Below are 25,109 nucleotides of genomic sequence, written 5' to 3' on the forward strand. Positions count from 1 at the left end.
TATGGCTTCGGCAAATGCACGGATGCGGCCTGGATCGCCGAGGCAGCCAAGGTGTGCAAGCGTGCCCGGCTGACGACGCTGCTGATCCCCGGCATCGGCACCATCGAGGACCTGCGCCGCGCCCGCGACGTGGGCGTCACTTCCGTGCGCATCGCCACCCATTCCACCGAAGCGGATGTGTCGGCGCAGCATATCGCCGCCGCCGTCGAGATGGGGATGGATGTCAGCGGCTTCCTGATGATGTCGCATATGACGCCGCCGGAGGTTCTGGCCGGCGAAGCCGCCAAGATGGAAAGCTATGGTGCGGCCTGCGTCTATGTCACCGATTCGGGCGGCGGCATGGTGATGCGCGATGTGGCGGCCCGGTTCGAGGCCTATGACACGGTGCTGAAGCCGGAGACGACACGCGGTGCGCATATGCATGAGAACCTGTCGCTGGCGGTGGCGAACTCGGTGGTGGCGGTGGAGCATGGCGCAACCCGGGTCGATGCCTCTCTGGCCGGCATGGGGGCGGGCGCCGGCAACACGCCGCTGGAGGCCTTCGTCGCAGTCGCCAACCTGATGGGCTGGCAGCATGGCTGCGATCTCTTCAAACTGCAGGACGCGGCCGAAGAGCTGGTGCGCCCGCTGCAGGACCGGCCGGTGCGGGTCGACCGGGAGACCATGACGCTCGGCTATGCCGGGGTCTATTCCAGCTTCCTGCGCCATGCGGAACAGGCCTCGGACCGCTTCGGCATCGACACCCGTGACATCCTGGTGGAACTGGGCAAGCGCCGCATGGTCGGTGGCCAGGAAGACATGATCACCGATGTCGCCCTCGACCTGGTGAAGGCAAACGCCAGCTAGACCCAAGACCCGCGCGGGGTGCTTCCCGCGCGGGTTTTTCTTTCCCGGCGCCCGGATGTCGCCGCCCTTGTCGCCGACGGCAAATGACAGCCGGGCGCGAGGACGCTAAAACCGATCCATGGAAACGGGAAACAAGACCACGGGCGTGCGGGTACGGATCGTGCTGACGCCGGATGTCGCCCTCGGCCCGGGCAAGGCCGACCTTCTGGAGGGCATTGCCGAAAGCGGTTCGATCGCCGCCGCTGGTCGGCGCATGAAGATGAGCTACAAACGCGCCTGGATGCTGGTGGAAGAGATGAACCGGGTATTCCAGGAACCGCTCGTCCTCAGCGCGCGTGGCGGCTCCAAGGGCGGCTCGGCCCAGCTCACACCAACCGGCCAGGCGGTTCTGGAGAACTATCGCCGACTGCAGGACCGGGTGGCCGAGGCCGGCCAGGGGGAGATCGGTGCCATCCGCGCGCTGATAGGGGATATGTCCGACGGGAAATAACGCTTGCCCGACGCCGGCAGGGTTGCGATATTCCCAGCTGAACATATCGAATCCTCGGGAGCCTTTCATGACATCCAGCCGTCCGGCCCATTCTTTCCGCCTTGTCCTTGCGGCGTTTCTTGGCGTCTTTCTCCTGCTTGCCCCGCCGTCGGCCCGCGCCGATGACATCACCGTCTTCGCCGCTGCCAGCATGAAAAATGCGATGGACGAGATTTCGGCGAAATGGACCGAGGACACCGGCCACACGGCAACCGTGTCGCTGGCCGGCTCCTCCGCCCTGGCCCGGCAGATCCAGCAGGGCGCCCCGGCGGATGTGTTCATTTCCGCCAATCCCGGCTGGATGACCACGCTGCAGGACGAGGGGCTGATCGCCAAGGGCAGCCGCTTCGATCTGCTCAACAACGCCATCGTGCTGATCGCCCATGGACCGGATGCGGCGCAGGTGGAGATCGCCCCGAACTTCGATCTGGCCGGGCTGCTTGGCGAGAACCGGCTGGCGATGGCGCTGGTCGAGGCCGTTCCGGCGGGCATCTACGGCAAGGCGGCGCTGGAAAGCCTCGGTGTCTGGGAACAGATCGCGCCGAAGGTCGCCCAGGCGGACAATGTGCGCGCTGCCCTGCGCCTCGTTTCCTCCGGCGAGGCCCCCTATGGCATCGTCTACGCAACGGACGCGGCCGCCGATGCCAATGTGACCGTGGTCGGCACCTTTCCCAAGGACAGCCATCCGCCGATCGTCTATCCGGCAGCGGCGGTTGCCGCCAGCGACAACCCGCTGAATGCGGACTTCCTCGCCTATCTGCGCGGCCCGGTCGCCCGCGCCGCCTTCGAGCGGCAGGGCTTCGTGGTCGTCGCGGACTAGGGTCCAGCCCCATAAATGAGATCGAAATGGTTTGAGGCGGATTGCTCCTGATCGAGAAGCGGAAGCGCAGGAAATGTGGTTCATTTTCAAGCCTTTCGCGACGTATGAGCAGGCGCAATCCGGTCAAATCCTAAAGGACATGGAAATGGCTTCACCCTACATCGTCAGCGCATTTGACCGGGCAACAAGCCCGCTCTGCACGCCCTTCCTCGCGAGGCTTTGCCATTTCCCATGCCATGTCAGCCTCATTTATGGGGCTGGACCCTAGATGGCGCCGATGGACTGGCTCGGCCCCGCGGAGTGGAACGCCCTGGCGCTTTCCTTGCGCGTTTCCTTCTGGGCGACCCTCGTCAGTCTGCCGCCAGGCATTCTCGTGGCCCATGCGCTTGCCCGGGGCAATTTCCCGGGCAGGCAGCTTCTCAACGGGATCGTGCATCTGCCGCTGATCCTGCCGCCAGTGGTGACCGGCTACCTGCTGCTCCTGACCTTCGGCACGCGCGGTCCCATCGGCGGCTTTCTCAATGAGACATTCGGCATCGTCTTCGCCTTTCGCTGGACCGGCGCGGCGCTGGCCGCCGGGGTGATGGCCTTCCCGTTGATGGTGCGGGCGATCCGGCTGTCGATCGAGGCGGTCGACCCCAAGCTGGAGCAGGCCGGCGCGACCCTCGGCGCGTCAAGGGTCTGGGTGTTCCTGACGGTCACGCTGCCGCTGATCCTGCCCGGCATCATCGCCGGCAGCATCCTCGCCTTCGCCAAGGCGATGGGCGAGTTCGGTGCGACCATCACCTTCGTCTCCAACATCCCCGGACAGACCCAGACCGTGCCTTCCGCCATCTACGCCTTCCTGCAAGTGCCCGGCGGGGAAAGCTCCGCCCTGCGGCTTGTCCTGATTTCCGTTGCCGTGGCCATGACCGCCCTTTTGGTGTCGGAACTGGTGGCCACCCGCGTCGCCCGCCGGATCGGTGGACGCTGATGCTTCACGTCAGCCTGCGCCACGCGCTGTCCGGCTTCACCCTCGATGTCGATTTCACCGCCCCGGCCGGGGTCACGGCGCTGTTCGGGCGCTCCGGCTCGGGCAAGACGACGGTGGTCAACGCCGTGGCCGGTCTGCTGCAGCCAGAGCAGGGGCGTGTGGCGATCAATGGCGGCGATCTTGTCGACACGGCCCGCCGGATCTGGGTCCCGCCGCACAAGCGGCGCGTCGGCTACGTGTTCCAGGAGGGGCGGCTGTTCCCGCATCTGACAGTGCGCCAGAACCTGACCTACGGGCGCTGGTTCTCCGGCGCCGCCCGCGACGCTGCGGAATTCGACCGGGTGGTGTCGCTGCTCGGCATCGGCGGACTGCTTGGCCGCCATCCCGGCGCGCTCTCGGGCGGGGAAAAGCAGCGCGTCGCCATCGGCCGGGCGCTGCTGTCGCGGCCGCGCCTTCTGTTGATGGACGAACCGCTCGCCGCGCTTGATGAGGCGCGGAAATCGGAAATCCTGCCCTATCTGGAGCGCATCCGCGACGAAGAGGACGTGCCGATCCTCTATGTCAGCCATTCGATCGCCGAGGTGGCGCGGCTGGCCACCACCGTGGTGGTGCTCGATGGCGGCCGGGTGGTGCGCGCCGGACCGGCGGCGGACGTCCTGTCCGACCCGGAAGCCGTGCCCGCCTTTGGCGTGCGCCAGGCCGGCTCGGTGCTGACCGGCCGGGTGGTGCGCCACCATCCGGACGATCTGACCGAGGTTGCCGTCTCCGCCGGCAGCCTGTTCCTGCCCGGTCGGCTGGCCGAACCCGGCACAGTAGTGCGGATCCGCATCGAAGCGCAGGACGTGATGCTGGCCCGCAGCCGTCCGCAGGACATTTCCGCGCTCAACATCCTGCCGGCCACCGTGTCGGCGCTGCGGCGCGGCGAAGGGCCCGGCGTGGTGGTGCAGCTTCAGGCCGGCGAGGACCGGATCCTGGCCCGGATCACCCGCCGGTCCGCCGACGCGCTCGGCCTTGAGCCCGGCACGCTGTGCTTTGCCATCACCAAGACGGTGTCGGTGGCGCCGGTGGATATCGGCACCCCCGGCTGATCTTGCTACGTGCCGGAAAGCCGCTCGTCAGACGGCGGCTTCGGGCACGCCCGCCGGCCGGGAGGCGTCCGCGGTCTCGCCAGGGGCGGTCGGACGGATCCGCAAGGCGCGCAGGGCATTGAGGATCACCGCCACGTCGATCACCTCCTGCAGGACCGCGCCTTGCACCGGCACCAGATAGCCGAAGGCGGCGGCGATCATGCCCAGGACGGACAGGCCGATGCCGACCACCACGCTTTCCAGGGCGATGTGCCGGGCTCGTTGAGCGATTTCCAGCCCCGGCAACAGCCTGTCGAGGCGGTCCACCAGCAACACCACATCGGCGGCCTCGGCGGAGGCGGCGGCGCCGCGCGCGCCCATCGCCACACCCACATCGGCGGCGGCCAGCGCCGGTGCGTCATTGACCCCGTCGCCCACCATCATCACCGGGCCGGATCGGCGCTCCTCCAGCACCAGCCCAACCTTCTCTTCTGGAGAAAGCTCCGCCCGGACCCTATCGAAATCGAGCCCGTCGGCCACATGGGCGGCCACCGCCTGACGATCCCCGGTTGCCAGGAGAATGCGTTTCACGCCCAGCCGGCGCAGGCCGGCGAGAAATGCCGCCGTGCCCTCCCGCAAGGTATCGGCGAGAAGAATATGCCCGGCAAACCGGCCATCCACCGCCAGCGCCACCACCGCCGCGCCATCCTCGCGGACCGGCGCGGCCGGCCCGCCCGCCGTCACCCGCGCCATCACGAACGCAGTGCCGCCGACAACCACCTCATGGCCCTCGACATGCCCGATGACCCCCTCGCCCGGAATTTCCCTGAGATTGTCAGGGATCGGCAAGGTCATTCCGCGCGCGCGCGCATCGGCGACAATCGCCTGAGCGATGGGGTGCTTGGACACCTGATCGAGCGCAGCGGCGAAGCCAAGCATCCGCGCCGGGTCCAGATCGCCCGCCGGGTGGATGGCGACAATGCGCGGACGGCCGTCGGTGAGGGTGCCGGTCTTGTCCAGCACCAGACCGCGCACCCGCGCCAGCGCCTCCAGCGCCTTCGCCCCCTTGATCAACACACCGAAATGCGCCGCCCGCGACAGGCCGGCGACGAGCGCCACCGGAACCGCGAGGATCAGCGGACAGGGCGTCGCCACCACCAGAACGGCAACCGCGCGAATGGGATCACCGGTGAGCCACCAGGCGAGCCCCGCCAGCACCACGGTCACCAGCAAGAACAACAGCGAATAGCGGTCGGCCAGACGCGCCATCGGCGCCCGGGAGCGCTGCGCCGCCTCCACCAGCCGGACAATGCCGGCGTAGGTGCTGTCGCCGACCCGGTGGCTCGCCACCATATCGAACGGCTCGCCCACATTGCTCGACCCACTCATGACCTCATGGTCGCGGCCAAGACGCACCGGCAGCGATTCCCCGGTCAGCGCCGACTGGTCGAGCACCGCTTGGCTGCCGGCAACCGTACCATCCACCGGCACCACATCGCCCTGACGGATCAGCAAGAGATCCCCCGGCTCAATCTCCTCCAGCGGCACCTCGTCCAGCGCGCCATTGCGATGGCGCATGGCACTGCGCGGCACCCGGGAGAGCAGATCGCTCATTTCCCGCCGCGCCCGCCCCTCGGCGAAGCTTTCCAGAAAACTGCCGCCGGAATACATCAGCGCGACAATGGCGGCGGCAAGGGTCTCGCCGAACAGCATCGCCGCCGACATGGAGAGCGCGGCAACGATATCGAGGCCGACCTCGCCCCGGCGCAGGCTCAGGACGATCTCGACGACCAGCGCCAACAGCACCGGCGCCACGCCAAGCATCCAGACCGTATCCGCCAGCGGTCGCGTCCCGAACCAAAGGGCGGCGAGACCGCCGAGCAATCCCGCAAGGGCCAGCGCGACGAGAACAACGTTCAGCCGACTGCGAATAACTCCATACATTCAGTCACTCTCCTCACCCGACCGTCGAAACCACGACCTGATCGGGGGCATTGAAAATCCGTCCGGTCCGGTGCAGGCGAAGCCCGGCACCGTCACGTTCGATGAACAGGGCGTCCAGCCTTTGTTCGCGCGCCATCTCCAGCCCGGCAGACACCCCCAGCACCATCAGCGCGGTCGCCCAGGCATCGGCGTCCATACAGGTTTCGGCCACCACGGAGACGGAGGCAAGCCCGCCATCCACCGGCCCGCCACGCCGCCGGTCCATGGTGTGCGACAAACGCCGCCCGCCAACTTCGACCCAATGACGATAGTCGCCGGAGGTGGCCACCGCCGCATCTTCCAGCTCGAGCACCGACAATGCGGTGCGGGTTTCATAGTCGGGCCGCTCCACCGCGACGGTCCAGGGCCTCCCGTCCCCGCGCAGCCCGCGCGCGCGCATCTCGCCGTCGAGCCCGACAAGCGCGTCGCGGATGCCGAACCCGTCCAGCGCCTTGATCATGCGGTCGGCGCCATAGCCCTTGGCAATGCCGGACAGGTCGATGGCGACCGCCCCAGCCTTGCGCACGGTCAGCGCGGCCGCATCGAGTTCAATGAGCTCATGCGCCGGCGGCCGGGTCTTGCCGAGCGCCGCCTTCACCGCCTGAACATCGGCCGCATCCGGACCGAATCCCCAGGCGGCGACCACATCGCCCATGCCGATATCGAATGCCCCGCCCGAAGCCCGGCCAATGGCCAACCCACGCGCCAACACCTCGAAAAGCCGCTCGGGAACCGGCATCCACACCCCTGCCGGGGCCCGGTTCAGCCGCATCAGATCCGACTGGTGCTGGTAGGTGGACATCTGCCGGTCCACCTCGCCGACGCTGGCGGCCAGCGCGGCGCGGACCGCTTCGGTGTCCAGCCCGACCGGCGCCCGGAACAGCGCCGACCAGCGGGTGCCCATCACCGGACCGTCAAGGGCGACCAAGGCCGGCTCAGTAGACATCTTCGACATATCGGCCTTCCGCCTTCAAGGTTGCCGGTGTCAGCCCCTTCGGCTGCAGGATATCGGCCATCGCCGCGGTCACGCCGTTTGCCATCTCCCGTCCGCCGCACACCAGCACCTGGGCGCCGCTGTCGATCAGGTCAGCGATCCGCACCGCGTCCTTGCGCAGGATATCCTGAACATAGGACCGGTCCGCTGTCCGCGAAAACGCGGTGTTGACGCTGGCGAGCCGCCCGTCCGCCTGCCACTGGCGCAGCTCCTCATCATAGAGAAGATCCGACTTCGGATGCCGCGCGCCGAAATAAAGATGCATGTCCCGCCCCTTGCGGTTGGCCCGGGCAAAGCCGGCCAGCGGTCCGATGCCGGTCCCGGCACCAATCAGGATCACCGGCTTGCGGTTGCCCGCCGGGCGGAAGTCCGGGTTGCGGCGAATGAAGCCGCGCACCTCATCGCCGGGAGCCAGACCGATGAGCTGGCCCGAGCACAGGCCGCCGGTGTGCTTCTTCACGCAGATCTCGACAAAGCCATCGCGGCTGGCCGAGGCGAGCGAGTAGAACCGTGGCACCGCCGAGCCTTCCGGCAGGATGCCCAACAGATCGCCGGCGGCAAAGCGCGGAAAGCCTCTGCCGGTGATCCGCTGCCACAGCCCGACGGACGGCAGGGCAAAGCGCAAAATCGAGGTCGGCGCCTGCATCTGCGCGCCATAGTCCCGGCGCGAGATCAGCGTCAGCGGATGGGTCGGAGCCAGCGCCGGCTGGTGCGCCAGTTCCAGCGGGCGGCCCAGCGCCTGACCGAGCGCCCGTCCCCAGCGGGCGAAGTCCTGCGGCGACTGCCGATCCACCCGGTCGAGCGGCAGGAGTTGCTCCCAGCCCTTTTCCTCGGCGAGGCGCGCGATCTCACAGGCATAGCCGCAAAAATCGGGGAACTGGCGATCGCCGAAGCCAAGCACGGCCAGGGGTATCGCCGGTGCCGCAGGCAGTGCCGCCAGCCGATCGGCAAAGCCTTGCGCGGAGGACGGCGCGGCGCCATCGCCATAGGTGGAGGCCAGAATGATGACCTGCCGCGCGCTGGTGTAGCGCTCCGGCGCAAAGCGGGAGAGCGCGGCGGTGTGCACCGTGTGCCCGGCCACCATCAGCCCCTTGTGCAGGGTCGCGGCAAAGCCCCAGGTGCTACCGCCTTCGCTGCCGACAAGGATGATGGTGTCGGCCCGGTCGGCGCGGACACCGGCCGGCAGGCGCGGCCGCGAGCGGCGCCCGCTTAGCCAGATAATGATCCCGGTCACGGCCAGCACCGGCGCGCCGAGCGTCGTCAGGCCGAGGACAAGCCCCAGCACCCAGGCGCCCTTGCCGGTGTGCAGCATCTTGACGGTGGCGGAAAGCTGCTGCCAGGGGCCGTGGTCGGCCCAGACCAGCATGGCGCCGGTTCCCTGATCCAGATAGCCGGTGCCGGATACGGTCTTCAGAGTGAAGACGTCGGTGGCATCGCCAGGATAGGGGAAGGTCAGTTCGCGCAGATCCTCCAGCGGAACGGCCGCCAGGGCGGCGATATCGCCGGGCGCCGCGCCCATTGTCTCGCTCACCTCGGTGGGAAAGAGCGGCGCGGCCCGGTCCGAGGGCAGAACGCCGAAGGTTCCGGCGGTCATGACCAGCGCGGTCAGCGACGACAGCAGCAGCCCCGGCAGGGCGATACGGGCGATTTCCACATGCAGACGGCCCGCCAGCGGTCCGCGCAGGCGCGAGAACAGCCGGCCCCAGCCGCCCACGCGCCGCACGGTGAGCAGACAGCCAGAGACGCACAGGACCAGCATGGCGAGCGCGCCGGCAGCGGCCGTCAACCGTCCGCCATCGTCCAGGAACAGGGAGCGGTGCAGATTGGTCATCCAGCGGGAAAAGGCCGAGGGGGTGTACTCCCTGACACCTTCACCGGTCGCCGGGTCGATCACCACCCGCCCAGGACGGTCATTCTCGAAATAGAACGCCGTGATCAGGCCGGAAGGCGCGCGCCGGATCTGCTCCACGCCCGGATAGGCGGCGGCGACCCGGGCCGCAAGTTCGGCAGTGGTCGGCGCCGGCGCGGTCACCGCCGGAGCCTGCGCCGTTTCCAGCGCCGGCAGCACCGAAAGCACCACACCGGTGGTGGCGAGCAGAAGGATCAGAGCCGCGGCGACCAGGCCGGGGATCTTGTGCAGGGAACGCAACATGACTTTATCTCGTCTTCCCGCGTCACATGTCGTAGCTGAAGGTTTCGATGTAGCGGCGGCCGCGCACCGCCTGGCCGGCGCCGTCCCGGGTCAGCGGAATGACCACCTCTGACGGGCTGTCGCGCATGTCTTCCACCGCGGCATCGATATGCAGCTCATAGCCGGCATCGAACAGCGCATCGGCCAGATCCAGCGTCACCGTCAGGGACTGTCCCGCCCCGACACTGGCCCCGGTGATGCCGTTGATTTCCGCCGCATTGCCGGCGGTTGCCCGGAACCAATCGCTCAGATGCTCGTAATACTTGGACTTGCCACCGGCCATCCACAGGCTGCCCTTGTAGGCGCCATTGGCATCGGTGACGTAGAACGCCAGATAGGCACCATCACCGCCGTAGTTGTTGAGGGTGGTGGTCAGGGTGACCTGCTTGGCCATGGCCAGCTCCGGCGCGACAAGGGCCGTGGTCAGGGCCATGACGGCAAGAAACGGTTTCATTTTCTTCTCCGATTTCGGGAAAGCATGGCGACATGGGAGACAAGGCGTGGGCCGGCTACGACGTTCATGCCGCGCGGCTGCCTTATCGCATCAGGCCATCTGCAAGAGGTTTCACTTCACCACCGGTTTCGCGGGGGAGGTGGTGTTGAACAATCCGTTGTTCGGCGGCGAGACCGCCCCCGTCGGTGCCGGCTTGTGCTTCCGGTCGCGGTCGTGATCGCGGCGGCGGTGGTCGTCGTCATCGTCACGGTACTCGATCTCGACAATCGCCAGTGTCGCCGGATCGATCTTGGCCTTCAGCTTGCGGCCGTCGGCATCCCGGCCCTTCAGCTTGTAGCAGCCGTCATCGGTCTTGATACGGCGCACGGTCCAGCCCTTTGCCTTGGCCATTTCCTCCACCGCCGCGCGCGGCTTCCAGTCGGCCATCGGCACCTGGCAATCATCGTCATCGGCACGAACACCGCCGGCCATAACGAGTGCCGCCAGCAGCGCCGCTATCATCGCGGATTTCTTCATCGTCCCTCTCCTCGATACGGATTTGATGGGGACTTATGACCGGCCAAGCTGACAACCACCTGAAGGTCGGTGCAGAATTGCCTTCAGGCTGCTGTCAGGTTGATGGCCCACAAGAAACCGACACAACGGATGGAAACCGAAACGCAATGCGGGTGCTTCTGATCGAGGATGACGCGGTGCTGGGCGCGGCGGTGCGCGACCAGATCGCCGCCGACGGCCACTCCGTCGACTGGGCAACCCGGCTCGACGAAGCCTCCGCCCTGCTGGAGGCCGCCGCCTTTGATCTGATCCTGCTGGATCTGATGCTGCCCGACGGGCGCGGCCAGCCGTTCCTGCGGGCCTTGCGCGGACGCGGTGACATCACGCCGGTGATCATCCTGACCGCCCTCGACCAGCTCAGCGACCGGATCGACGGGCTCAACGCGGGCGCCGACGACTACATGGTCAAGCCCTTCGACCTGGCCGAGCTGTCCGCCCGGCTGAACGCGGTGGCCCGGCGCTACGTGGGCAATCCGAACCCGCTTCTCAAGCTCGGCGATCTTGAGATCGACAGCGCCGCCCGTTCGGTCCGGCGCGCCGGCAAGCCGGTCGCCCTCACCGCCCGCGAATGGGTGCTGTTCGAGGCCTTCTTCCAGCACCCGGGGCAACTTCTGTCCAAGGCGCAGCTTGAAGAGCGGCTTTATTCGTTCGACGCGGAGATCGAGAGCAACACCATCGAGGTGCATGTCAGCCGGCTGCGCAAGAAACTGGGACGGGAGGCCATCGAAACCGTGCGCGGACTTGGCTACCGGCTGGGCGCAGCGCGATGACCCGGCTTCCCGGCTCGCTGCAAGGCCGGCTGGCACTCGCCATCGGCCTTGGCATCGCCTTGCTCTGGGCCGCGACCGCAGTGACCACCACATCGATCCTGCGCCGGGAAATGGGCGAGATGTTCGACAGCACGCTGGAGGAAACCGCCCAGCGCATCCTGCCATTGGCGGTGCTCGACATCATCGACCGTGAGGAGCAAGGGGTCAGCCGCCGAATCAGCACCCTGCGCACCCATGACGAGTTCTTCACCTATCTGGTGCGGGACGACCAGGGGCGGATCCTGCTGCGCTCGCACCGGGCGGTGGAGGCGGATTTCCCCCCGTTCGAGGGCACCGGATTCCGCCAGACCGCAACCCACCGGCTCTACTATGATGCCGCCCTTCAGGGCACCATCACCATTGCCGTTGCCGAACCGCTCGACCACCGAGACCGGATCGAGCGGGAAACGCAACTGGCGATGGCGCTGCCGCTGCTGCTGCTGATCCCCCTCAGCCTGATCGGCATCCTGTGGATGGTGCGCCGGACCTTGTACCCGGTTCGCGCTCTCAGCGCCGCACTGGCGACGCGCGGAGGCGGCGACCTGTCGCCGGTGGACAGCGGCACGCTGCCGGCGGAAATCACCCCCGTCGCCCGCGCCATCAACCAACTGCTTAGCCGCCTACGGGCCACCCTCGACGCGGAGCGCAGCTTCACAGCCAACGCCGCCCATGAGCTGCGCACGCCGCTGGCCGCCGCCCTGGCGCAGACCCAACGGCTGATCGCCGAGACGCGCGATGCGGATGCGGCGCGCCGCGCCGGCGATATCGAGCGCGCCTTGAAGCGCCTCAGCCGCATGAGCGAGAAACTGATGCAGCTTTCGCGCGCGGAAAGCGGCCGGTTGCATGCGGAGACCGCTTCGGACATGCGCCCGCTGCTGAAGATGATCGCCACCGACGTTGCCGGCCCTGCCGCCGCCGACCGCATCGACCTTCGACTTCCCGACACCCCGGTGATGTCGGACATGGATCCCGATGCCTTCGCCATCCTGACCCGCAATCTGATCGAGAACGCTCTGAAGCACAGCCCCGCCGACAGTCCGGTTCAGGTCACGCTCTCGGCGGCGGGCGACCTCAGCGTCATCAATGACGGCCCCGCTCTTGCCCCGGAGAGCCTCGCCCGGCTAACCGCCCGGTTCGAGCGCGGCCAGGCCACCGCCGACGGCAGCGGCCTGGGTCTTGCCATTGCCCGCGCCATCGCCGAGGGGGTGCATGGACAGCTGGAGCTGCACTCGCCGGCACCAAGCCGGAGTGATGGTTTCGAAGCCGTGTTCCGGCTGCCGCCGCGCTAAACGGATTCCCGATTGTTGTCGGTCGGCTGGCCTCAGCCGGCCTGGCACACAGCGCGCCAGCCGAGCCCCGCATCGGTGCCGGCCCGGGGCCGGTATTCCGCGCCGACATAGCCGTCGTAGCCGCATTTTCGCATGTCGGCGATCAGGCGCTCGTAGCAGATCTCTCCCTCGTCCGGCTCCGCCCGCGAGGGCACCGCGGCGATCTGCACATGGCCGATGACCTGCCGATGCGCCTCAAACCGGCGCAGAAGGTCCCCTTGCATGATCTGGGTGTGATAGCAGTCGAACATGATTTTCAGATTGTCGGCCCCAACCCGCTCGATCACTGCGGCAGCCTGCTCGACCCGCGACAGGAAGTAGCCGGCGACATCCCGGTGGTTGATCGGCTCGATCAGGATGGTCAGGCCATGCGGCGCGGCCACCTTGCAGGCATAGGCAAGATTGGCGTCAAAGAACGCGCGCGCCGTATCGTCTTCCACCGCCCGGCCGGCCATCACATGTACCGCCCGTGCCCCGACCGCCGCCGCATAGGCCACGGCCTCGTCGATCCCGGCCCGCGCCTCGACCTCGCGGCCGGACACCGCCGCCAGGCCGAAATCGCCCTCCCGCGCGCCCTTGCGCGTGTTCAGGCCAAGCAGCGGCAAGCCGGTTTCCTCCAGCGCCGCCCGCAGCTCGGCCGGCGGGACGTCATAGGGCCAATGGCACTCGACCGCGTCAAAGCCGGCCGCATGGGCCCGGCGCACCGCCTCCAGCAACGAAAGCTCGGTCCACAGAAAGCCCAGATTGGCAGAAAGCCCCGGCATCACGTCCACTCCACATCAAATGTTCTCACCACCCGGTCAATCGCGTCCGGGGTCAATTGACGCAGCGACAGGCCGCGCGTCAGCAGCGCCAGCCTGGCGGTCTCCTCCAGCTCCTCAATCGCCGGCCCGGCCCGGCCCGGCCCGAAATTGGCAAGCATCACCGCCGACCGGCAAGGTCACCGATCGCCGCATCCCCAGGCAGGACATAGGGGGAGCAACCTCACCTGGCCGAGCTACATGATGGAATAGGGCGTCAGCGGCGGCAACATATTGTCCGGATCGACATCCGGCAGCATCGAGCGGCGCCTGAATGGGGAACGTGCAGATGAACGATGGCGATGGCGCAGGCCCGCGCGCGGGTCTCGACAGAAGGACCTGCCCTTATGCCGCACGCAGGCATCAACGTATCCATAAACGCCATTTCGGCCGCAGACCCCGGGCAAGGCCTCCGCAGAGGTCGAAGGAACGTCAAGAACGATATGCGCGTTATGACTGCTGCTGCCTACCAGTTTAAGGGGTGGATCTCACCGAGTTGACAGTCGGGGCGACGAGCGCATTCCCATATCCGATTTCATTGTATACATTAATCGCAACCATCCTTGACACAAACGGATATCGAAGGTCCACAGATCCCATGAGCACCCCCCCGAGCAAACCCGCCTTGCGGTCCCGCGCCTGGTTCGACAATCCGGACAATCCGGACATGACGGCGCTCTATCTGGAGCGCTACCTGAATTTCGGCCTGTCGCAGCAAGAGTTGCAGTCGGGCAAGCCGATCATCGGCATCGCCCAGACCGGCTCCGACCTGTCGCCTTGCAACCGGCATCATCTGGAACTGGCCAAGCGGGTGCGCGACGGCATTCGCGAGGCCGGCGGCATTCCCATCGAGTTTCCGGTTCACCCGATCCAGGAGACCGGAAAGCGGCCGACCGCCTCGCTCGACCGCAATCTGGCCTATCTGAGCCTGGTGGAGGTGCTCTACGGCTATCCGCTCGACGGGGTTGTGCTGACCATCGGCTGCGACAAGACCACCCCCGCCTGTCTGATGGCGGCGGCGACCGTCAACATTCCGGCCATCGCCCTGTCGGTCGGGCCGATGCTGAACGGCTGGTTCCGGGGCGAGCGCACCGGCTCGGGCACCATCGTGTGGAAGGCCCGGGAGATGATGGCCGCCGGCGAGATCGACTATGAGGGGTTCGTCAAGCTGGTCGCCTCCTCCGCCCCCTCGACCGGCTATTGCAACACCATGGGCACGGCGACAACCATGAACAGCCTCGCCGAGGCCCTGGGGATGCAGCTTCCCGGCTCGGCGGCGATCCCCGCGCCCCATCGCGACCGGCAGGAGATGGCCTATCGCACGGGCCTGCGCATCGTTGACATGGTGCATGAGGACATCAAGCCGACCGATGTGATGACCCGCAAAGCGTTCCTCAACGCCATTCGCGTCAACTCCGCCATCGGCGGCTCCACCAACGCGCCGATCCACCTCAACGGCATCGCCCGTCATCTTGGCGTGGAGCTGTCCATTGACGACTGGCAGACCCATGGCGAAACGGTGCCGCTCTTGGTCAACCTGCAGCCGGCGGGCGAGTATCTCGGCGAGGATTTCTTCCGCGCCGGCGGCGTGCCCGCGGTGGTTAGCCAGCTCATGTCGGCCGGCCTCATCGAGGAAGACGCGCTGACCGTCAACGGCCGCAGTCTCGGCGAGAACTGCCGGGATGCGACCATCGAGGACGACCGGGTGATCCGTCCCTTCGACCGGCCGCTTCTGGCCAATGCCGGCTTCCGGGTTCTGCGGGGCAACCTGTTTGACTCCGCCATCATGAAGCTGTCGGTGGTGTCCGACGAGTTCCGCCAGCGCTACCTGTCGAACCCGGACGACCCGATGGCGTTTGAGGGACGGGCGGTGGTGTTCGACGGGCCGGAGGATTACCATGCACGGATCGACGATCCGGCTCTCACCATCGACGAGACCTCGATCCTGTTCATGCGCGGCGCCGGACCGATCGGTTATCCGGGCGCTGCCGAGGTGGTCAACATGCGCGCGCCCGACTACCTGCTCAAACGTGGTGTGACCTCGCTGCCCTGCATCGGCGACGGGCGCCAATCCGGCACGTCCGGCTCCCCGTCGATCCTCAACGCCTCGCCGGAGGCGGCGGCCGGCGGCGGGTTGGCCTTGCTGAAGACCGGCGACCGGGTGCGGATCGACCTGAACACCTGCTCGGCCGATATCCTGATTTCCGAGGCCGAACTGGCGGAGCGGCGCAAGGCGCTGGAGGCCGCCGGCGGCTATGCCTATCCGGCGCACCAGACACCCTGGCAGGAGATCCAGCGCGGTCTCGTCGCCCAACTGGACGCCGGCATGGTGCTCGAACCGGCGGTCAACTACCAGCGGCTCGCCCAGGGCGGGGCCGATGGAACCCGGCCGCCAGTGCCGCGCGACAATCACTGACCCCGCACCGCCCGGAGGAGGAGGAACCGCCATGCGCATCCTGATCATCGGCGCCGCCGGCATGCTCGGCCGCAGACTGACCGAACAGCTGATCGCCAACGGCAGACTGGGCGGTGGCCAGATCGCCTCGATCCATGCGGTCGACGTGGTCCGGCCGGCGTTTTCCTCCGACGCCGGACCAGACCTTGAGACGGCGACCGCCGACATCACCGATGCGAACGCGCTGCGAAACCTGGTGGCGCGCAAGCCGGATGTGATCTTCCATCTGGCGGCGGTGGTCTCCGGCGAGGCCGAAACCGCCTTCGACAAGGGCTATGCCGTCAATCTGGACGGCACCCGCCACCTGCTGGAGGCGGTGCGCCAGATCGGCGAAGGCTACCGGCCACGCCTCGTGTTCACCTCGTCCATCGCCGTCTTCGGCGCCCCCTTTCCCGAGAAGATCGACGATACCTTCCTCAGCGCGCCGCTCACCAGCTACGGCACGCAGAAGGCGATCGGCGAACTGCTTCTGGCCGATTACACCCGCAAGGGGTTCGTCGACGGGGTCGGCATTCGCCTGCCGACCATCGTCGTCCGGCCGGGCAAGCCCAACAAGGCTGCCTCGGGCTTTTTCTCCAGCATCATCCGCGAACCGCTTGCCGGTCGGGAGGCGATCCTGCCGGTCGCGGACACGGTGCGCCACTGGGTCGCCAGCCCAATTGCGGCAGTCGGCTTCCTGCTGCACGCGGCCAACATGGACACGGGCCTTCTGGGCGACCGGCGGTCGCTGACCATGCCCGGCCTGTCGATCACGGTGGCGGAAATGATCGACGCGCTGCGCCGGGTGGCCGGGCCGCAGGTCGCCGGCCGGATCACGCACAGGCCGGACCCGGAAATCGCCACCATCGTCGCCGGCTGGCCAGGGGACTTCTCAACCGCGCGGGCCGAGGCTGCCGGCTTCCGGGCAGATGCGGATTTCGATACCATCATCTGCGACCACATCGCCGACGAGGAGGCGCGCAGGGCCGCGGGCTGAGCCGGGATGGACAATGGGATCGGCGGCGGGACCAACCGTCGCCGCGCATGTTCCCTCCCTTGCGAAAAACGGCTATGCCACCCCAGACGCGCCGGGTCAGGGCGCAACCCGCACGGCGAAACGCCTGGCGCCAAGCACGACACGCAGACAAAGGACACCGGCAGGTGGGGAGCAGGGCTCTGGGCGGACGGAGACGAAAAAGCGGATCGGCGACCGGCAAGGCGCGTGCCGACGACCAGACCTTGTCCAGACCGAGGCCGAGCCTTCAGGGCATCGCCAGGATGCCGGCGCGCGAGCGGGCCTATCACGACCTCAAGTACCGCATCCTGGAAGGCCGCCTGCCCCCCGGAACCACCTTGCTGGAGACCGAGGTGGCCAGCCTCCTGTCGCTGAGCCGGACACCGGTGCGCGAAGCCCTGATCCGGCTGGAGGAAGAAGGTCTGGTCGATGTCCGGCCGCGCCACGGCATGACCGTCAGGGCGCTGTCGATCGAGGAGATCGAACAGATCTATCAGGTGTTCTCGACCCTGGAGGTCAAGGCCGCGCAACTGACCGCCCGGCGTGGCATCAGCGAGACCGACTACCAGCGGCTTGATGGCATTCTCAGCCAGATGGAACGGGCCACCAAACGCGGCGACATCGCGCAATGGTCGGAACTGGACGACTTGTTCCACTCCGAACTGGCCGCCCTTTGCGGCAATCCACGCCTGCAGGGCATGCTGCGCCAGCTCTGGGACCAGCAATACCGCGCCCGTATCGCCATCGCCGGGCTTCGCCCGCTGCCAGTGATCTCCGACGAGGAACACCGGGCGATCCTCGCCGCGATCCGCGCCGGCGATGAGGCGGAGGCGACGCGGCTGCACCAGCAGCACCGGGACCGGGCCGACGCTCTGCTGCTTTCGCTGCTGCGCCAACAGGCAGGCCTGCCCGCTGGCGGCTGACGCAGCCACGCCCCCGTGAGGGGGCGACATCCCGCCCGTCACGGACGATGGCGGCGGCGGTGTTTCAATCCACGCCCCGTGAGGGGGCGACCCTATCGGCGGCGGGTTGTCTAGAAATAGGAGGAAGTTTCAATCCACGTCCCCGTGAGGGGGCGACCCGACTGGATGCGCTCCCACCAGTCCGGGCATGCGTTTCAATCCACGCCCCCGTGAGGGGGCGACCGCAGGTGGTCATGCGTCCCTGGCGCAACAAGCGTTTCAATCCACGCCCCCGTGAGGGGGCGACCGTCCCCCTCCTATCACGTTGCCGGATCAAAGAAAAATCGTTCGCCAGCGCGAACCTCTGCAAAACACCGCCCAAAATCGCCGCCTCGCCCGTACCAGCCTGAAAAAAAACAAATCTTTTCATCCCTGTAAGGCCAGCGCGAACCTCCCAGGGAATCCGGACACGCTTGCGGTTCGCGCTGCCCCGGACCCGTGACGCCCCGCCGCATCAGACGATCAGCGTTCCGCCGAGATCGGTCGCCGGCTTGGCGCCGACATGCTCCACCCGCCGCTGCCAGTTGGCCCCAAGATAATAGTAGCGCAAACTGTCCGCCTCCGGGTCGATCGCCGCCTCCAGCCGGGCCTTGAGCCGGGTCCACTGCGCCGGATCCACCTCGATCTCGAAGACCGAGAACTGCACGCGCTGCCCATAGTCGCGGCAGGCCCGGGCGACCCTGCGCAACCGCCCCGGTCCGCCGGCATCGGAGGCGCGCACGTCATAGGTCACAAGCACCAGCATCGTCTCTCCTATTTCCAGAACCAGGGCGGGTAGGCATCGAGATCCCCGCGCAAATGCCGCGACAGAAGCTGCGCCTGCAGGTAGGGCACCAGTTCGAGCGGCGCCTTCTCCTCCAGAAACGGATGCAACCGCTCCTCCTTCTTGCGCTCCTGCCAGGCGGCGAGCACGGTCTTGCGACCATCCTCGGACAGGAACACGGCGCCGCCATCCCGCGTCTCGAAGTCGCCGGCCCGCAATTGCCGGCGGTTGAACAGGGACAGGGCCAGCCGGTCGGCAAAGACGGGCCGCAACTCCTCCATCAGATCGAGCGCCAGACTGGGCCGGCCCGGCCGGTCGCGGTGCAGAAAGCCGACAGCCGAATCGAGGCCAACGCTTTCGGCCGCGGCGCGGCAGTCGTGGGTAAGCAGGGTATAGAGGAAGGACAGCACCGCATTGACCGGATCGAGCGGCGGACGCCGCGAGCGACCGCGAAACCGGATCTCCGCATCCGGCGACCGCAGCAAATGATCAAAGACGCCGAAGTAGAGCTTCGCCGCCTCTCCTTCCGCACCGCGCAGGGTTTCCGCTCCCTCGCCCGCCCCACCGATGCGGCGCAGGATCGCCGCCTGACGCCGGATCGCCGCGTCGATGGCCTGACGCCGCGTCTCATCAAGCTCGCCCCCGTGATCGCGCAGCGCCCGCATCAGGACACCGCGCTGGTTCGCCACCTTGCCCAGCACGAGCCCGCGCACGATCTCGTCCGGCGTCTCGGAGGCGCGATACTAGGCGCGCCGCAACAGCACATTGCCGGATTGTGGCCCCTCGACCCGCGCCTGAAACCGGCAGATCCGATCCAGCAGGACAATGGCGATTCCGCCCGCTGCGCAGGCCTGCATCAACGCCGGGGAGAGATAAATCCCACCAAAGACGACAACGGAGGCCAGCATGTGCAAGGGCACCCGCGCCCGCTCCTCCCCCTCGACCTCCGCCACCAGATTTTCGCCATCCTTGCGCAATCCCGCCCCCTCGACGGTCACATACAAGGTGTTGAGCAGCTTTTTCATGCGGTCAGTCCCCTTGCGCCAGCAGATCGCGCACCATCCGGTCACGCCAGGCGGCCACCGCGCGCCCGGCCAGTTTCGGCCGGCACAGCCACCCGGCGCCGGGTGGCGGCATAAAAGAGCACACCTTCCGGCACCGCGGCGCCGGTCATTTCCTCCAGGCACAGCCCCTGGGCACAAAGCTGCACCTCGTCGGCCCGGTGCAATTTCGGCTTGCCGCGCTTGACCTCCACCGGGCAAAGGGTCTCGATCCCGGCTCTCCCGTCAGTCGCCTGGGGAAGAAACTCCACCAGATCGGCCACCCCCGCGATCCCAAGACGCGCGGAAGCAAGCGGCAGCGCGCTTTCCCGCCGCACACCCCGGACCTTGCGCCCGCCGGGCAGGTCGACCGCCGCATGCAGCCTGTCGCCTTCGGCGGTGAACCGATTGTCGGCCCACATCCGCTCCAGATGGATCAAGGCCGCCTGCCGCAGGCAATAGACCGCATGCTGAAGCGCGGAGATCGGGATCGGATCGGCAGAACGCATCGCACACCGTCTTGCTTGCCCCTCCGGGGACGGCCGAGCTCGCCGGCTGAAACCCCTCTGGACTCACGCCCAACCGGGCACACCCTTGACTTGCAAGAATGCTCTGCCTCACCCACTCAGGCAATACTCAATGCATTGATTGACGGTTGGCCGCGCCCTAGGTTCCTGGCATGGACACGCATCAACCGCACACTGAGACGCTCGCCCTCCTGGCCCGCACACTCGGCAACGCCCACCGCCTCGCCCTGCTGGAGCATATCGCGCAAGGCGAGCGCAGCGTGGAACGCCTGGCGGAGCTCACCGGCCTGTCGCTTGCCAACGCCTCCCAGCACCTGCAGCACCTGAAGCGCGCCGGCTTCGTGGAGACCCGGCGCGAGGGCAAGCATGTGTTCTATCGGCTTGGCTCCGGCCCGATCGCCCCGCTGCTGGTTGCCTTGCGCGACTACGCCGACCACCAGCAGGCGCGGATCCATGACCTGGTGGCGGACAGCCGCAGCCATCCGGCGCGGCTGGAGCCGATCTCACGCGAGGAGTTGCTGCGGCGCATGAGCGAGGAGAGCGTCACCCTGCTCGATGTCCGGTCGGAGGACGAGTTCGCGCTCGGCCATCTGCCCGGTGCGATCAACATCCCGGTCGAGGAGCTGGAACGCCGGCTGGCCGAACTGCCCGCCCGGCAGGACATTGTCGCCTATTGCCGCAGCCCCTATTGCGTCCTGTCGGTCGATGCGGTCACCGCCCTGCGTGCGCACGGCCTTGCGGCACAGCGGCTGGCCAATGGCTTCATCGACTGGAAGGCGGCCGGTCTCGATGTGGAATCCCCGACCCAGGTGTTCGACCCCGGACCGTGACGACGCGCCCCGCGCGGACAAGGCCGCGGCCGGCCACAAAGGGCAAACGATGGTCTCCCGAAAAAAACGACACCCCATCACTAGACGACCGGTCTATTCGTCCCTATATGCCGGATCATGAAACGGCAAGCCCCAAACACAGCTTCGCAAGACACGGCTTCGCAGGACACCCGCAGCCACATCCTGACGGTCGGCCGCCGGCTGACGGCGACGCACGGCTACCGGGGCGTCGGTCTCAGTGAGTTGCTACAGGCCGCCAGCGTGCCGAAGGGCTCCTTCTACCACTACTTCGCCTCCAAGGAGGCCTATGGCTGTGCGCTGCTGACAGCCTTTGTCGAGGATTATGAAAAAGGCCTGACGCGCTCGCTGAACGACGACAGCCTGTCGGCGCGCGACCGGCTCCTGACCTATTTCGAGAACTGGCATGCCCGGCAGATCAGCGGCAATCCGGAAGATCGCTGTCTGGTGGTCAAGCTCTCCGCCGAGGTCGCGGACCTTTCGCCCGACATGAGCCGCATCCTGCAACAGGGCGTCGCGGCGATCCTGCGCCGGCTGTCGCAGACCCTGCGGGACGGGGTCGAGGGCGGCTCGATCGCCCCGCTCGACGACACCGATGGACTGGCCGAGGCGATCTACCATCAATGGCTCGGTGCCAGTCTGCTGGCCGGCCTCTCCCATGACGATGCCCCCTTGCACTCGGCCATGCGCATGACCGGCAAGATGATCCCGCCCGCCTGAGCGTTCTTCTTTCGCCCGCCCTCTAGCCGACCGGTCTATTTCCTCTCGAAACCGACACACCACATGGACCGCATCCATGCCCCCCGGACCGGGATCCGGACACATCAAGGACCTGACTGCATGAACAATTTCGACTTTCACAACCCGACCCACATCCTGTTCGGCAAGGGGCGCATCGCCGACCTTGATGCCCGCGTCCCCGCCGACGCCAAGGTGCTGATCCTTTATGGCGGCGGCAGCGCCGAACGCACGGGCGTGCTTGCCCAGGTGCGCGCCGCACTCACCGGGCGCAAGCTGATCGAATTCGGCGGCATCGAGCCGAACCCGCGGTTCGCCACCGCGCTGAAGGCGGTGGAGCTGATCCGCGACAACGACATCTCCTTCCTTCTGGCGGTCGGCGGCGGCTCGGTCATCGACGCCACCAAATTCATCGCCGCCGCCGTGCGCCACGACAGCGATCCTTGGGAGATCCTGACATCCCAAGGCGCTGTTGTCGCCGATGCCATGCCTTTCGGCACCGTGCTGACCCTCCCGGCCACCGGTTCGGAAATGAACCCCGGCTCGGTGATCACCAACGCGGAGAAGGGGGCGAAACTCGCCTTCCTCAGCCCGCATTGCTACCCGGCCTTTTCGATCCTCGACCCGGAGGTGACTTACTCCCTGCCGCCGCGCCAGATCGCCAATGGCGTAGCCGATGCCTTCGTCCATGTCATTGAGCAATACCTGACTTATCCGGTGGCCGCGCCGGTGCAGGACGGCTTCGCCGAAACCCTGCTGCGCACGCTGATCAACCTCGGACCGAAGGCGCTCGCCGCGCCGCAGGACTACGACACCCGCGCCGCCTTGATGTGGACTGCAACGCTGGCGCTCAACGGACTGATTGGCGCCGGCGTGCCGCAGGACTGGTCCAGCCACATGATCGGCCATGAGATCACCGCGCTGAACGACACCGACCATGCCCGCACGCTGGCGGTGGTGCTGCCGGCGCTGATGCATGATCAGCGTGGACCAAAACGTGCCAAGCTGCTGCAATATGCCCGCAATGTCTGGGACATTCGCGACGGCAGCGAGGAGGAGCGCATCGATGCTGCGATCGCGGCCACGCGCGGCTTCTTCGAAAGCCTCGGCATCAAGACGCGCCTTGGCGACTATGCCGTTGGCGCGCCGGAAATCGACATCATCGTCAGTGCCCTGTCCGATCATGGCCTGACCGCCCTTGGCGAGCATCGCAGCATTGCCCCCAGCGATGCCCGCCGCATCCTTGAAGCCGCTCTTTGAAGGGAAACACAGACATGACCCAGACCGACACCGTGAACCGCCAGTGGATCCTGGCCGAACGCCCGGTCGGCGAGCCGACCGACCAGACGTTGAAACTGGTGGAATCCCCCCTTCCCGTCGCCGGGCCGGGTGAAATGCTTTTGCGCATCGAGTACCTCTCGCTCGATCCTTACATGCGCGGGCGCATGAGCGATGCCCCCTCCTATGCCCCGCCCGTCCAGATCGGCGAGGTGATGACCGGTGGCACCGTCGCCCGGGTGATCGCCTCCCAGCTCGATGGGTTCGAGGTTGGCGATCTGGTCCTGTCGCGCAGCGGCTGGCAGGATTATGCGGTTTCCGACGGCACGGAGGTCGCCAAGCTCGGCAAGGCCCCCGCGCACCCCTCCTGGAGCCTCGGCATTCTCGGCATGCCCGGCTTCACCGCCTGGGCGGGCCTGACCCGGATCGGCGAGCCGAAAGCCGGCGAGACCATCGCGGTTGCCGCCGCGACCGGCCCGGTCGGTGCCACCGTCGGCCAGATCGGCAAGATTCTGGGCTGCCGGGTGGTCGGCATCGCCGGCGGGCCGGAGAAATGCGCCTATGCGGTCGAGGAACTGGGTTTTGACGCCTGCATCGATCACAAATCGCCGGACTTCGCCGAGCTCTTGGCAAAGGCCTGCCCCGATGGCATTGACGTCTACTATGAAAATGTCGGCGGCAAGGTTCTCGACGGGGTTCTGCCCCTGCTCAACCCGAACGCCCGGGTTCCGGTCTGCGGCATCATCTCCCAGTACAATGCCACAAGTCTGCCCGAGGGCCCCGACCGGCTCAACTGGCTGATGGCGCAGATCCTGCGCAAGAAGCTCAAGTTCCAGGGCTTCATCATCTTCGACGATTTCGGCCATCTCTATCCCGAATTCGCCGCCCAGATGAGCGGCTGGATCGAGAGCGGCAAGATCCGCTACCGCGAAGAGATCATCGACGGGCTGGAGAACGCGCCGCGCGCCTTCATCGGCCTCTTGCGTGGCGAGAATTTCGGCAAGCGCGTCATTCGCGTCCGCCCCGCCGAATAAACCTCCCCTGACACGCGAACAGCGTCCTTGCCGGCACACGACGGTTGCCGGCAAGGCGCAATCTGCGACGTTTATTTGCCGGGCAAGCTCCCAAGGAACGCCTCCACAGCGAGGGATCGCAAGCTCGCCAAATTGCTTCCGCTGAAGGGCGTCACGACTTGCGCCAGCAGGTCCTTGACGTATGTCGCCCGCTGTTCGGTGTCCCAGCCGTCAAATTCCGGCGGGACGACGAAGCGGGGAACTGGTTTCGCTGCGACTCTCCTGTCACGCCGACCACTATAGATGTAGTCTGAGAGAATATTTATCTTCTCCTCTCGGTTTTTTGCTGATGGGACCGCAAGGACATAATCCGGATACATTTTCAAAAGAAGGTCATTCAGCACGCCCGCGTCAACCCCCGTCATCAGCTCCGGCTTACCGGGGAATTCCTTCCGGACCAGATCCTCCCGCATCGACAGCCCCGCCCATTCATCGATGACATAGTCGTCGCTGCACGCATAGGCGCGAAAGGCTTGGTAAAACCGGGACACGAACTTGCGCCTGTCCACGTCGATATCCAGCTCAATATCGCGCGTTTCCTCGTCCCTCCCGGGTTCCTCAGCCACCACAAGGCGGATGCGTGCCGGATCGGATGTATTGAAGGCAAACAGCTCCAGATAAAACCCCTCCAGATCCGCCAGCACCTTCCCCTCGCCACCGGCCGCAATCACCTCCAGCCATTTCAGAATATCGGGAAATGGATCGAACACTGCACTGGCATTGAAGGTGGTCGCCCGCCCACCCGTCGCGATCTGGACAGGCTGCCATCCAGTAAGTGCAATATCGAAGGTGACCTCGACGTCATCCACTGCCACCAGCACACTGGGGAGCATGCGGGCCATGCGCTCCAGCGGCCACCAGCACTCGGCGTCTTCGTCCCATGTCCACCCCCGCGAAATGACCGCGCGGTGTCCGTCCGCACTGAGCCACCCCTTGCCGGGTTTGATCTCATCACGGCGAGCGACCGTCCCGACAAAACGCACCTCCGCGCACGGCATTCCGATATTCCCTCGATTTGCCTTGAAGGTATCCAGATCGGCCCAGGTTTCTTCGATGTGCCAGCCCTCTCCGCCCTCGCGACG

Annotated in this window: 23 protein-coding genes and 2 pseudogenes; 14 read left to right on the forward strand and 11 right to left on the reverse strand. The window is 66.8% G+C overall.

The features are described 5' to 3' along the window. The 5 genes from dmpG to modC form a co-directional block, all read left to right on the forward strand. Positions 1–846: 4-hydroxy-2-oxovalerate aldolase (gene dmpG / locus LC062_RS20540; RefSeq protein WP_224912983.1), on the forward strand; the 846-nt coding region annotated here is incomplete at its 5' end. A gap of 118 nt (positions 847–964) precedes the next feature. Then, entirely contained in the window at positions 965–1,336 is a 372-nt protein-coding gene (locus LC062_RS20545; protein WP_224912985.1) for a winged helix-turn-helix domain-containing protein, read from the forward strand. A 67-nt stretch (positions 1,337–1,403) separates the two neighbouring features. Beyond that, positions 1,404–2,195 carry a molybdate ABC transporter substrate-binding protein gene (gene modA, locus LC062_RS20550; RefSeq protein ID WP_224912986.1) on the forward strand — a complete coding sequence of 264 codons (792 nt, stop codon included), beginning with the start codon at positions 1,404–1,406 and terminating at the stop codon, positions 2,193–2,195. 277 nt (positions 2,196–2,472) lie between these two features. Next, positions 2,473–3,168: a molybdate ABC transporter permease subunit gene (gene modB, locus LC062_RS20555; protein WP_224913010.1), complete on the forward strand. Its 696-nt coding sequence runs from the start codon at positions 2,473–2,475 to the stop codon at positions 3,166–3,168. Further along, positions 3,165–4,256, forward strand: coding sequence for a molybdenum ABC transporter ATP-binding protein (gene modC / locus LC062_RS20560; protein ID WP_404829761.1), 1,092 nt, complete (start codon positions 3,165–3,167; stop codon positions 4,254–4,256). Before modB ends, modC begins: the two co-directional genes overlap by 4 nt. A gap of 27 nt (positions 4,257–4,283) precedes the next feature. On the opposite strand, the gene LC062_RS20565 is transcribed toward modC, so the two are convergent. From LC062_RS20565 to LC062_RS20585, 5 genes are all read right to left on the reverse strand, one after another. Then, positions 4,284–6,179 (reverse strand): heavy metal translocating P-type ATPase, encoded by a 1,896-nt coding sequence (locus LC062_RS20565; RefSeq protein ID WP_224912988.1) that lies wholly within the window; start codon positions 6,177–6,179, stop codon positions 4,284–4,286. A gap of 13 nt (positions 6,180–6,192) precedes the next feature. Next, positions 6,193–7,173, reverse strand: coding sequence for an FAD:protein FMN transferase (locus LC062_RS20570; RefSeq protein WP_224912989.1), 981 nt, complete (start codon positions 7,171–7,173; stop codon positions 6,193–6,195). Beyond that, the gene (locus LC062_RS20575) at positions 7,154–9,364 is read right to left on the reverse strand and encodes a PepSY domain-containing protein (protein ID WP_224912990.1); all 2,211 of its coding nucleotides are present in this window, start codon (positions 9,362–9,364) and stop codon (positions 7,154–7,156) included. The genes LC062_RS20570 and LC062_RS20575 overlap by 20 nt, the downstream gene beginning before the upstream one ends. A 22-nt stretch (positions 9,365–9,386) precedes the next feature. Continuing rightward, complete coding sequence (locus LC062_RS20580; protein ID WP_224912991.1) at positions 9,387–9,857, reverse strand: DUF2271 domain-containing protein; 471 nt, start codon at positions 9,855–9,857, stop codon at positions 9,387–9,389. Positions 9,858–9,968: 111 nt separating this feature from the next. Further along, positions 9,969–10,373: a PepSY domain-containing protein gene (locus tag LC062_RS20585; RefSeq protein WP_224912992.1), complete on the reverse strand. Its 405-nt coding sequence runs from the start codon at positions 10,371–10,373 to the stop codon at positions 9,969–9,971. Between the two features lie 146 nt (positions 10,374–10,519). On the opposite strand from LC062_RS20585, the gene LC062_RS20590 reads away from it, so the two are divergent. Both LC062_RS20590 and LC062_RS20595 read left to right on the forward strand, forming a co-directional pair. Then, a complete protein-coding gene (locus LC062_RS20590) occupies positions 10,520–11,182 on the forward strand; it encodes a response regulator transcription factor (protein WP_224912993.1) in 663 nt (220 codons plus the stop codon). Continuing rightward, the gene (locus LC062_RS20595) at positions 11,179–12,510 is read left to right on the forward strand and encodes an ATP-binding protein (RefSeq protein WP_224912994.1); all 1,332 of its coding nucleotides are present in this window, start codon (positions 11,179–11,181) and stop codon (positions 12,508–12,510) included. The genes LC062_RS20590 and LC062_RS20595 overlap by 4 nt, the downstream gene beginning before the upstream one ends. Positions 12,511–12,542: 32 nt before the next feature. Here LC062_RS20595 and LC062_RS20600 read toward each other — a convergent pair whose 3' ends face one another. Beyond that, positions 12,543–13,313: a hydroxypyruvate isomerase family protein gene (locus tag LC062_RS20600; protein ID WP_224912995.1), complete on the reverse strand. Its 771-nt coding sequence runs from the start codon at positions 13,311–13,313 to the stop codon at positions 12,543–12,545. Continuing rightward, positions 13,313–13,665 (reverse strand): annotated as a pseudogene (locus LC062_RS21615) (class II aldolase/adducin family protein); the annotation flags it as partial. The gene LC062_RS20600 and the pseudogene LC062_RS21615, both read right to left, overlap by 1 nt. 282 nt (positions 13,666–13,947) lie before the next feature. On the opposite strand from LC062_RS21615, the gene LC062_RS20610 reads away from it, so the two are divergent. The 3 genes from LC062_RS20610 (at position 13,948) to LC062_RS20620 (ending at position 17,721) form a co-directional block, all read left to right on the forward strand. Continuing rightward, positions 13,948–15,765 carry an IlvD/Edd family dehydratase gene (locus LC062_RS20610; protein WP_224912996.1) on the forward strand — a complete coding sequence of 606 codons (1,818 nt, stop codon included), beginning with the start codon at positions 13,948–13,950 and terminating at the stop codon, positions 15,763–15,765. Between the two features lie 31 nt (positions 15,766–15,796). Then, positions 15,797–16,780, forward strand: a complete 984-nt coding sequence (gene denD, locus LC062_RS20615; RefSeq protein WP_224912997.1) for a D-erythronate dehydrogenase — start codon at positions 15,797–15,799, stop codon at positions 16,778–16,780. A gap of 242 nt (positions 16,781–17,022) precedes the next feature. Next, the gene (locus LC062_RS20620; protein ID WP_455678354.1) at positions 17,023–17,721 is read left to right on the forward strand and encodes a GntR family transcriptional regulator; all 699 of its coding nucleotides are present in this window, start codon (positions 17,023–17,025) and stop codon (positions 17,719–17,721) included. A gap of 493 nt (positions 17,722–18,214) precedes the next feature. On the opposite strand, the gene cas2 is transcribed toward LC062_RS20620, so the two are convergent. The 3 genes and pseudogenes from cas2 to cas4 form a co-directional block, all read right to left on the reverse strand. Beyond that, positions 18,215–18,505, reverse strand: coding sequence for a CRISPR-associated endonuclease Cas2 (gene cas2 / locus LC062_RS20625; RefSeq protein ID WP_224912998.1), 291 nt, complete (start codon positions 18,503–18,505; stop codon positions 18,215–18,217). A gap of 8 nt (positions 18,506–18,513) precedes the next feature. Beyond that, a pseudogene (cas1c, locus tag LC062_RS20630) lies at positions 18,514–19,548 on the reverse strand (type I-C CRISPR-associated endonuclease Cas1c). Positions 19,549–19,589: 41 nt separating this feature from the next. Next, on the reverse strand, positions 19,590–20,072 hold the full coding sequence (gene cas4, locus LC062_RS20635; RefSeq protein ID WP_224913000.1) for a CRISPR-associated protein Cas4: 483 nt from the start codon (positions 20,070–20,072) through the stop codon (positions 19,590–19,592). A 170-nt stretch (positions 20,073–20,242) separates the two neighbouring features. On the opposite strand from cas4, the gene LC062_RS20640 reads away from it, so the two are divergent. From LC062_RS20640 to LC062_RS20655, 4 genes are all read left to right on the forward strand, one after another. Next, complete coding sequence (locus LC062_RS20640; protein WP_224913001.1) at positions 20,243–20,920, forward strand: ArsR/SmtB family transcription factor; 678 nt, start codon at positions 20,243–20,245, stop codon at positions 20,918–20,920. A 117-nt stretch (positions 20,921–21,037) separates the two neighbouring features. Further along, complete coding sequence (locus tag LC062_RS20645; protein ID WP_224913003.1) at positions 21,038–21,658, forward strand: TetR/AcrR family transcriptional regulator; 621 nt, start codon at positions 21,038–21,040, stop codon at positions 21,656–21,658. A 120-nt stretch (positions 21,659–21,778) separates the two neighbouring features. After that, positions 21,779–22,936 carry an iron-containing alcohol dehydrogenase gene (locus LC062_RS20650; RefSeq protein WP_224913005.1) on the forward strand — a complete coding sequence of 386 codons (1,158 nt, stop codon included), beginning with the start codon at positions 21,779–21,781 and terminating at the stop codon, positions 22,934–22,936. 14 nt (positions 22,937–22,950) lie between these two features. Further along, positions 22,951–23,988, forward strand: a complete 1,038-nt coding sequence (locus tag LC062_RS20655) for an NADP-dependent oxidoreductase (protein WP_224913007.1) — start codon at positions 22,951–22,953, stop codon at positions 23,986–23,988. A 71-nt stretch (positions 23,989–24,059) separates the two neighbouring features. Here the strand turns inward: LC062_RS20655 and LC062_RS20660 are convergent. Then, the coding region (locus LC062_RS20660) for a hypothetical protein (RefSeq protein ID WP_224913009.1) at positions 24,060–25,109 on the reverse strand (1,050 nt) is incomplete at its 5' end.

The organism is Stappia indica (assembly GCF_020177335.1).
Classification (GTDB): Bacteria; Pseudomonadota; Alphaproteobacteria; order Rhizobiales; family Stappiaceae; genus Stappia; species Stappia indica_B.